At 65.4% G+C, this 6412-nt stretch carries 6 protein-coding genes; all 6 read right to left on the bottom strand.

Features of this window, described 5'->3' with window-relative positions; translation table 11 throughout:
* The coding region (locus FJZ36_17480; protein ID MBM3216691.1) for a tetratricopeptide repeat protein at positions 1 to 3036 on the bottom strand (3036 nt) is incomplete at its 3' end.
* A 221-nt stretch (positions 3037 to 3257) separates the two neighbouring features.
* On the bottom strand, positions 3258 to 4040 hold the full coding sequence (locus FJZ36_17475) for a multidrug ABC transporter permease (GenBank protein ID MBM3216690.1): 783 nt from the start codon (positions 4038 to 4040) through the stop codon (positions 3258 to 3260).
* Entirely contained in the window at positions 4037 to 4978 is a 942-nt protein-coding gene (locus FJZ36_17470) for an ABC transporter ATP-binding protein (protein ID MBM3216689.1), read from the bottom strand. Before FJZ36_17470 ends, FJZ36_17475 begins: the two co-directional genes overlap by 4 nt.
* Positions 4979 to 4982: 4 nt before the next feature.
* A complete protein-coding gene (locus FJZ36_17465; GenBank protein ID MBM3216688.1) occupies positions 4983 to 5321 on the bottom strand; it encodes a hypothetical protein in 339 nt (112 codons plus the stop codon).
* A 13-nt stretch (positions 5322 to 5334) separates the two neighbouring features.
* Complete coding sequence (locus FJZ36_17460; protein ID MBM3216687.1) at positions 5335 to 5781, bottom strand: DUF420 domain-containing protein; 447 nt, start codon at positions 5779 to 5781, stop codon at positions 5335 to 5337.
* Positions 5781 to 6116, bottom strand: a complete 336-nt coding sequence (locus tag FJZ36_17455) for a hypothetical protein (GenBank protein ID MBM3216686.1) — start codon at positions 6114 to 6116, stop codon at positions 5781 to 5783. Before FJZ36_17455 ends, FJZ36_17460 begins: the two co-directional genes overlap by 1 nt.
* Positions 6117 to 6412: the final 296 nt, after the last annotated feature.

Raw genomic sequence — 6412 nt, 5'->3', positions numbered from 1 at the left:
GAAGATTTCCAGCGCCTTGCGATACCACGCCTCCGCCTCGTCGAAGCGCTGTCGCTCCTCGGCGATGATGCCCAACTGGTGGTAGTCGTCCGCCGCGTCACGCTCCAACCCCAGCCGCTCGAAGATTTCCAGCGCCTTGCGATACCACGCCTCCGCCTCGTCGAAGCGCTGTCGCTCCTGGACGACCATCCCTAGATTGTGGTAGGCGTCCGCCGCGTCACGCTTCAACCCCAGCCGCTCGAAGATTTCCAGCGCCTTGCGATACCACGCCTCCGCCTGGTCGAAGCGCTGTCGCTCCTGGGCGATGATGCCCAACTGGTGGTACGCGACAGCGATGTGCGGCTCCGTGTCGGGGCTTCCGAGGGACAGCAGGTAGGACAGGATTCGTTGGTGGGCGCTTTCCGCCGCGTCGAGGTCGTTGCGCGCGAGGGCGTCGTTCGCTTCGCTGCCCAGGAGGAACTTCCAGAGATCGGCGCGGTCGCTGTCCGCACCGGCTGCCATCTCGCGTCCGGTCCAGTCGAGCAATCGGTTCCGCAGCGACCGCCATTCCGATGTACGCTGGCGCACGTCATAGAACTCGGAAAGCGTCTGCGCGATCTTCTGAGCGAGGGCCCAATCCTCCCGCCGCTCGCCAAGGCGAAGCGCTCGCAGCAGATTCGTCTCTTCGATGTGGACGGCGTCGATGGCATTGCGGTCTCCGCGCCGCACGTGCTCGTACGCGGCAGACGACCACGCCGCGTAGGAGTGGGCGTACGCCTCATCGAGCGCATCGGCGCCGCCGTCGCCGACAGATGCGACGAGCTGCGCGCGAAGGAAGGTCGGGAACGTCGGATGCAGCTCGTAGACTCGATTGCCGAGTGCGGCAACCATGCCGTCCCGCGCCGCTTCGTCGAGGACTCGTTCCCAGGTCTCAGCATCGGGGGCTTCGCCCGTTAGGCGTCGGTAGATCTTCCCTGGCTCATCGTCAGACGCGATGAAGACGCCCAGTGTGTCGGCGTCCACGTAGGACGTGAAGAGCCCGACGAACGGCAGGTGCTTGCGGGCTGCGTCGGACATCTGAGAGAACGCGTAAGCGAGCGAGGCGTCTTCGATCGCGTTTCCGAGTCCGATGCGATGCTGGAGTTCGTCGATGATATGAGCGGGGCTCTGGTCGCGCAGCAGAGGGAGCACGACCTCCATCGAGCGCGGATGACCTTTCAGCAAGCCCAAGAGCCGCGCGTAGTCGGGGTCGTCCGCGAAGTGTTCCGGCGTCTTGCCCACCGTTCTGAGGATGGAACGCGCCAGGCGCAGCGCGTCAGACTCACTCAGACCGCGCAGCGGCACGAGCGCGAGGTTGACGCCCAACCAGTTCTCGTCCGGCTTGCGGCTCGTGATCAGCACACGGCTCTTGCCGCCTCGCAGGGCCTGCAGGAACGCGCTGAACTTCCGGCGCTCCTCGTCCGACGCGAAGGGCGCCGTTCCGTGCGGGTATCCGTTCACCGTCTCGAAGTTGTCCCAGACGAGCAGGCAGCGGTTCCCGCTCAGATACCGGATCAGGATGTCGCGCTGCTGCTCTTCGGATAGTCTGGAACGGTCGGTGCCGAACCCGGCGATGCTTCCGACGACCTGACCGAAGTCGCCCTTCTCCAACGACGCGACAAAGACGCCGCCCGGGCAGCCGTCGGTCTCGGCGAACCAGCGTGCGAACCCATACGCCAGTTCCGTCTTACCGGTTCCGCCGAGCCCCGAGAGGAGCGCCCACGGGGCGTTGTCGTCTCGGAATGCCCGCTCGATGTGGAGAATGTCGTTGTCTCTGCCAATGAACCCGTATCTGCCCTCTGGACACGAGGCGGCGACTCGCTGCCATCGGGCTGTCTCGACGGGTTCGAGCGTTCCCTCCTCCGGCTCGGCGGCGGAAGCCGCGCCCATGAGCGGCACATACCCGGTCTCCTGCTGATACAGCGCCGGCACGATCCAGTCGCGCAACTCGCGCATGCCTGCCTTCGAGTCGCGGCGGGGCTCGCCCAGAAGGCGTCGTCTCCCCGCTGCTACTGCCTTCGACAGCGAATCCTGAGCGACCAGACGCTCGTAGAAGCGATCCATGAAGAGCGCCGCAGCGTCCGCGTAGACTGAGTAGGACATGGCGACGACGCCCTTCGCGCCGACTGCGACCAGGCGCGATGCAACGGAGGCGAAGGGGTCCTTCGCGCCCTCCTCCGCCGATTGACAGGCGTTCAGCACGAAGAGGGGCACGTGGCACGCGGCGAGCATCTGTCCGAGTTCGTCGCTGCCAACCGGATGACGCCCTCCCCCATCGCGTTCGAAGATGAGGTAACCGAGCCCCTCGTCGAGGCGGAAAACGCCGTGTCCGTCGAAATGGACAAGGTGGTACGCACCGGGGCTCTGGTTCAGGCGCGACTCAAGCGCGTCGAGCGTCGGTGGACGCAGCACCTCCAAGTGGACTCGACCCCCGAGCGGGCGCAGCGCCTCCAGAATCGGGCGAGCGATGGTTCCGATGGCGATATCGCGTTCACCCCCGGGCCGCGCGATCACCAACAGAATCCGGAACGGACCCGGAGATAGAGCGGCGTCGGCTTGGATCGCGTGCTTCGCTCGCTCGCGGTACAGCCCCGCCAGCGATGGCGCGAGGAAACCGCGTCCGGGCGCTGGGTCTCGGATCAGCTCCCAAGGGACGTTGAGGAAGTCCGAGTCATCCGATGAGATGCAGAGCTCGCACTGCTCCAAGCCCGTGCGCACAGCGTCTTGGTAGAACCCGCGCGGGTCGGGATCGTGCTCCCCCTTCGGAAAGATCTGCTCGAAGAGCGACGCGCCCCACGCCTCCATCTGGTCCTCGACCTTGCTGGCACGGAGGCGGTCGCCGCCGTAGGGGGATCCGCTCAGGTAGCCTTCGAGATACCATCGCAGCTCTTGCCGATCCCTCAGCGCCAAGGGGTTGGCAAACGGCAGCGCGTCCGCGTAGTGGCGTTCGCGGTTCTCTTTTCGCCATGCAACGCGCACGTTGCCTTCGCCAGCGTCGATGATCCGCAGGAGGTTCATCCAGGGTTCCCACCAGCAACCGAATGAGGAGGTCTTCGGACACTCCCGTTGTGTACCGAACGACGTGAGTGGATCGCGGCGTCCCTCCGGGGGAGAGAGTCACCGGCTAGTATGCGGCTCGCGATACGCCGGCGCAACCTGCCCGTTGGGTTGGCGTTCCCGACCCATCGTGATATTTAACCCAGCCGAGATAGGGGCAGACCATCGCGGCGAGGCGCGCATCACGGCTTGGCGCGGTTCGCCGTCATGACCGCGACACCGAACATCGCCCCGCCGAATCCCGCGACGATGGCGAGTGCGGTCCCGAAATGCACCGGCGCGAGCCCTTGCCCGACGGCATCGCCGTAGAAGGCTCCTCGCAGAGCCGACAATCCGTAGGTCATCGGGTTCGCCAGCATGATGGTATGGAGCCAACGCGGCGCGCCCGAAAGTGGGAAGAACGCGCCGGAGAGCATCCACATCGGCATCAACAGCATGTTCATGATCGCGTGGTAGCCCTGCGTCGAGTCGGTTCCCCACGCCGTCGCGAATCCGAGCGCCGTCGTGCTCAGCGCGACGACTCCCAGCGCCAGCAGCACCGTGAGAACGCGCAGTGGAGAGAGGGACATGCCCAGGAAGGGAGCCAGCGCCAGCAGCAGGCATCCCTGGATAAACGCCTGGCTCGATCCTCCCAGCATCTTGCCCAACACGATGGATGACCGAGAGATCGGCGTCACCAGCACGCCGTTCAGGAATCCCTCGCGTCGGTCTTCAATGACCGAGATGGACGAGAAGATCGCCGTGAACAGCACGACCAGCGTGATGATTCCCGGATAGAGGTATTCGAGATAGCCGACTCCGCTTTCGGAGCCGGGCCCGCGGAATGAGCTCCCGAAGCCGGAACCGATGAAGAACCAGACGAGAATCGGCGGGCCCAGCGCCCCGATGACGCGGTTCCGCTGGCGGACGAACCGAATGAGCTCGCGCGACCACAGGCTCCAGATGGGCAACAACCGGGCGGTCATGCGGACGCTCCTGCGGCGTCTTCGGCGACGATGCTAGCGCCCGTGCGCGTCACGAACACGTCCTCGATGGACGGCTTGCTCAGGTTCACCGAATCCATCGTGTCGGGGAACGCCTCGACCAGCTTGGCGATCCAACGGTGTCCGTGTTCCACCTCGATGCGGATCGTGCCGCTCTTGACACGGGGTTCCAGCGGGAATCGATCGCGGATGCTTCGGCTGAGCGCGCCGGCGTCCTCGCAATGGATCGTGATGACGTCGTAGCCCATTTCGTCCTTCAGCGTCTGGGGCGATGCGAGGGCGACGAGCTCGCCGCGATGGAGCAAGGCGAGCTCGTCGCAGCGGTCCGCCTCGTCCATCAGGTGCGTGGTGACGAGGATCGTCAGGTCGCGTTCCGCTCGGATCTCGTCCAGATAGCGCCACAGTTCGCGCCGGGCGACGGGGTCCAGCCCCGTCGACGGCTCGTCCAGCAGGAGCAGCTTCGGCTCGTGGAGAAGGCTCTGCGCGACGTCGCCCCGACGTCTCAGCCCGCCGGAAAGCTCTTCGACCAGATCGCGCCGTCGGTCGTCGAGACCTGTGCGATCGAGAACCGTGTCGATGCGCTCCCGGCGACGAGCTCGCCGCATGCCGAACAGCCGCGCGTGGTGGTGGAGGTTCTCTTCGAGCGTCAGCTTGCCGTCGAGCCCGGATTCCTGGAAGACGACCCCGATGTGCTGCCGCACGCGGGCGGGTCCGTCCAGCACGCTGTCCCCGAACACGATGGCGTTGCCGGTCGTGGGTCGAAGGAGCGTCGCCAACGTCTTGAAGAAGGTGGATTTGCCGCTGCCGTTGGGACCGACGATCCCAAAGACGGAGCCTCGCGGAACCCCGAAGGAGACCTTGCGCAGCGCTTCGCGCTCGCCGTAGGCGTAGGAGAGGTCCGCGACCTCGACGGCAAGCATGCGTCTAGGACTCCGACGCGGCGGTGGGGGACGAATAGCCGACCGGGGAGACGGCGTTCTGCGCGCGCTGTGACTTCCGAATGAGGCGCACGACGGCGTAAATGCCGACGCCAGCGAGACCGTAGACGACGGCGAGCATCGTCAGGATGCTCCAGAAGAACCCGCGTCCGAGTCCTGCGTTGCCGGAACCGTCCACGCCTCCGGCGCTGCCTTCAGCCGCTTGTCGGACGGCTTCCTTGCACGCCGGGCAGGCGAGAAGCGGCGTCGCCAACTGCCACAGAACGGCGACTGCCAACGCGGCGAAGCCAAAGCGCACCCACGTCGAAGACTTCATCCAGAACACGTCGGAACCTCCGTCACGACGCCTGCGGGAAGAGGACGTAGAGCATCACATACACGGTGACGCCCGTCGCGGACACGAAGAGCCAGACCGGCAGAGCCCATCGCGCGACGGCTCGGTGCTTGCTGTACCGTCCGCGCAAGCCTCGCACCAGCGCGACCAGCGCCAGGGGCGGAACCGCCGCCGCCAGCACCGTGTGCGGAATCAGCACGCTCAGGTAGAACGGGCGAACCGACGCCGGCTCCTCAAAGCGCACCGTCCCGACGCCCGGATACAGATGATAGGTCAGATACGACGCCAAGAACAGTATCGACGTGGCGAACGCGGCGATCATCATGGCGCGGTGCTGGGGGATCCGCCTCGCGCGGATGTGCCAGTACCCGACGACGAGGAGCGCCGCGCAGAGGGCGTTGAGCGTCGCGTTGACGTGCGGCAGCGCTCGGATGGCGGCGGGTATCTCCATCAGGCGGTGTAACCCAGGGTTCGCGGCGTTTCGTAGGGGCAGCCCTGTCTAAGCCAGTCAAGCGGCGTCTCGTTGGCGTTCGTTGGGTTCACCCACATAATTGCGCCGACGGCGTGCACTTGCCTCGCAACGTCACGGAACCGGTTCCGGGCGCGCCGCTCCAGCGACGAGACGATCTTGTCTGTGGCAAGTGCGGCTTCCAGGAGATGGACGTCATCCAATCCGGCGTTCGTCGATGCGATCTCCTCTCGTAGAGCATCGTTCTGCGCGTTTTCAGGCTCGACTGTCCGTCCGCTCGCCACAACACGCGTGTACCAGTTCAGAGTGAAACGCATGAAGTGACGTTCCCATTCCGCCTCTATGGCAGGCGTCATGACGACGCAGTGTCCAATGAGATAGAGGGCTTCCAGGAACTCGCTACATATGCCGGACGGATCGGGTCGCTCGGTTCCTCCCGCGGACTGGATGACACTCGCGTCCACAACCAAGCTCTTGGTTCGCGACTCCATCATCGGTCGCGATGGGTTCGCTGGGCGTCAAGATATGTGCGCTGTGCCTTCATTGTCACTTCGCCAAAGTCCTCGGGCCAATCGCCGAATCTGCCTCGCTTGTCGAGGTCCCGGCTATCCAC

The sequence above is a fragment of the Candidatus Poribacteria bacterium genome (assembly GCA_016866785.1).
Taxonomy (GTDB): Bacteria; Poribacteria; WGA-4E.
This window is presented reverse-complemented; position numbering and strand designations above follow the sequence as displayed.

What these genes read in the sequence shown, in the direction of transcription:
- FJZ36_17475 (MBM3216690.1), bottom strand. Translation starts at nt 4,040, where the DNA reads ATGACCGCCCGGTTGTTGCCCATCTGGAGCCTGTGGTCGCGCGAGCTC.
- FJZ36_17470 (MBM3216689.1), bottom strand. Translation starts at nt 4,978, where the DNA reads ATGCTTGCCGTCGAGGTCGCGGACCTCTCCTACGCCTACGGCGAGCGC.
- FJZ36_17460 (MBM3216687.1), bottom strand. Translation starts at nt 5,781, where the DNA reads ATGGAGATACCCGCCGCCATCCGAGCGCTGCCGCACGTCAACGCGACG.
- FJZ36_17455 (MBM3216686.1), bottom strand. Translation starts at nt 6,116, where the DNA reads ATGCGTTTCACTCTGAACTGGTACACGCGTGTTGTGGCGAGCGGACGG.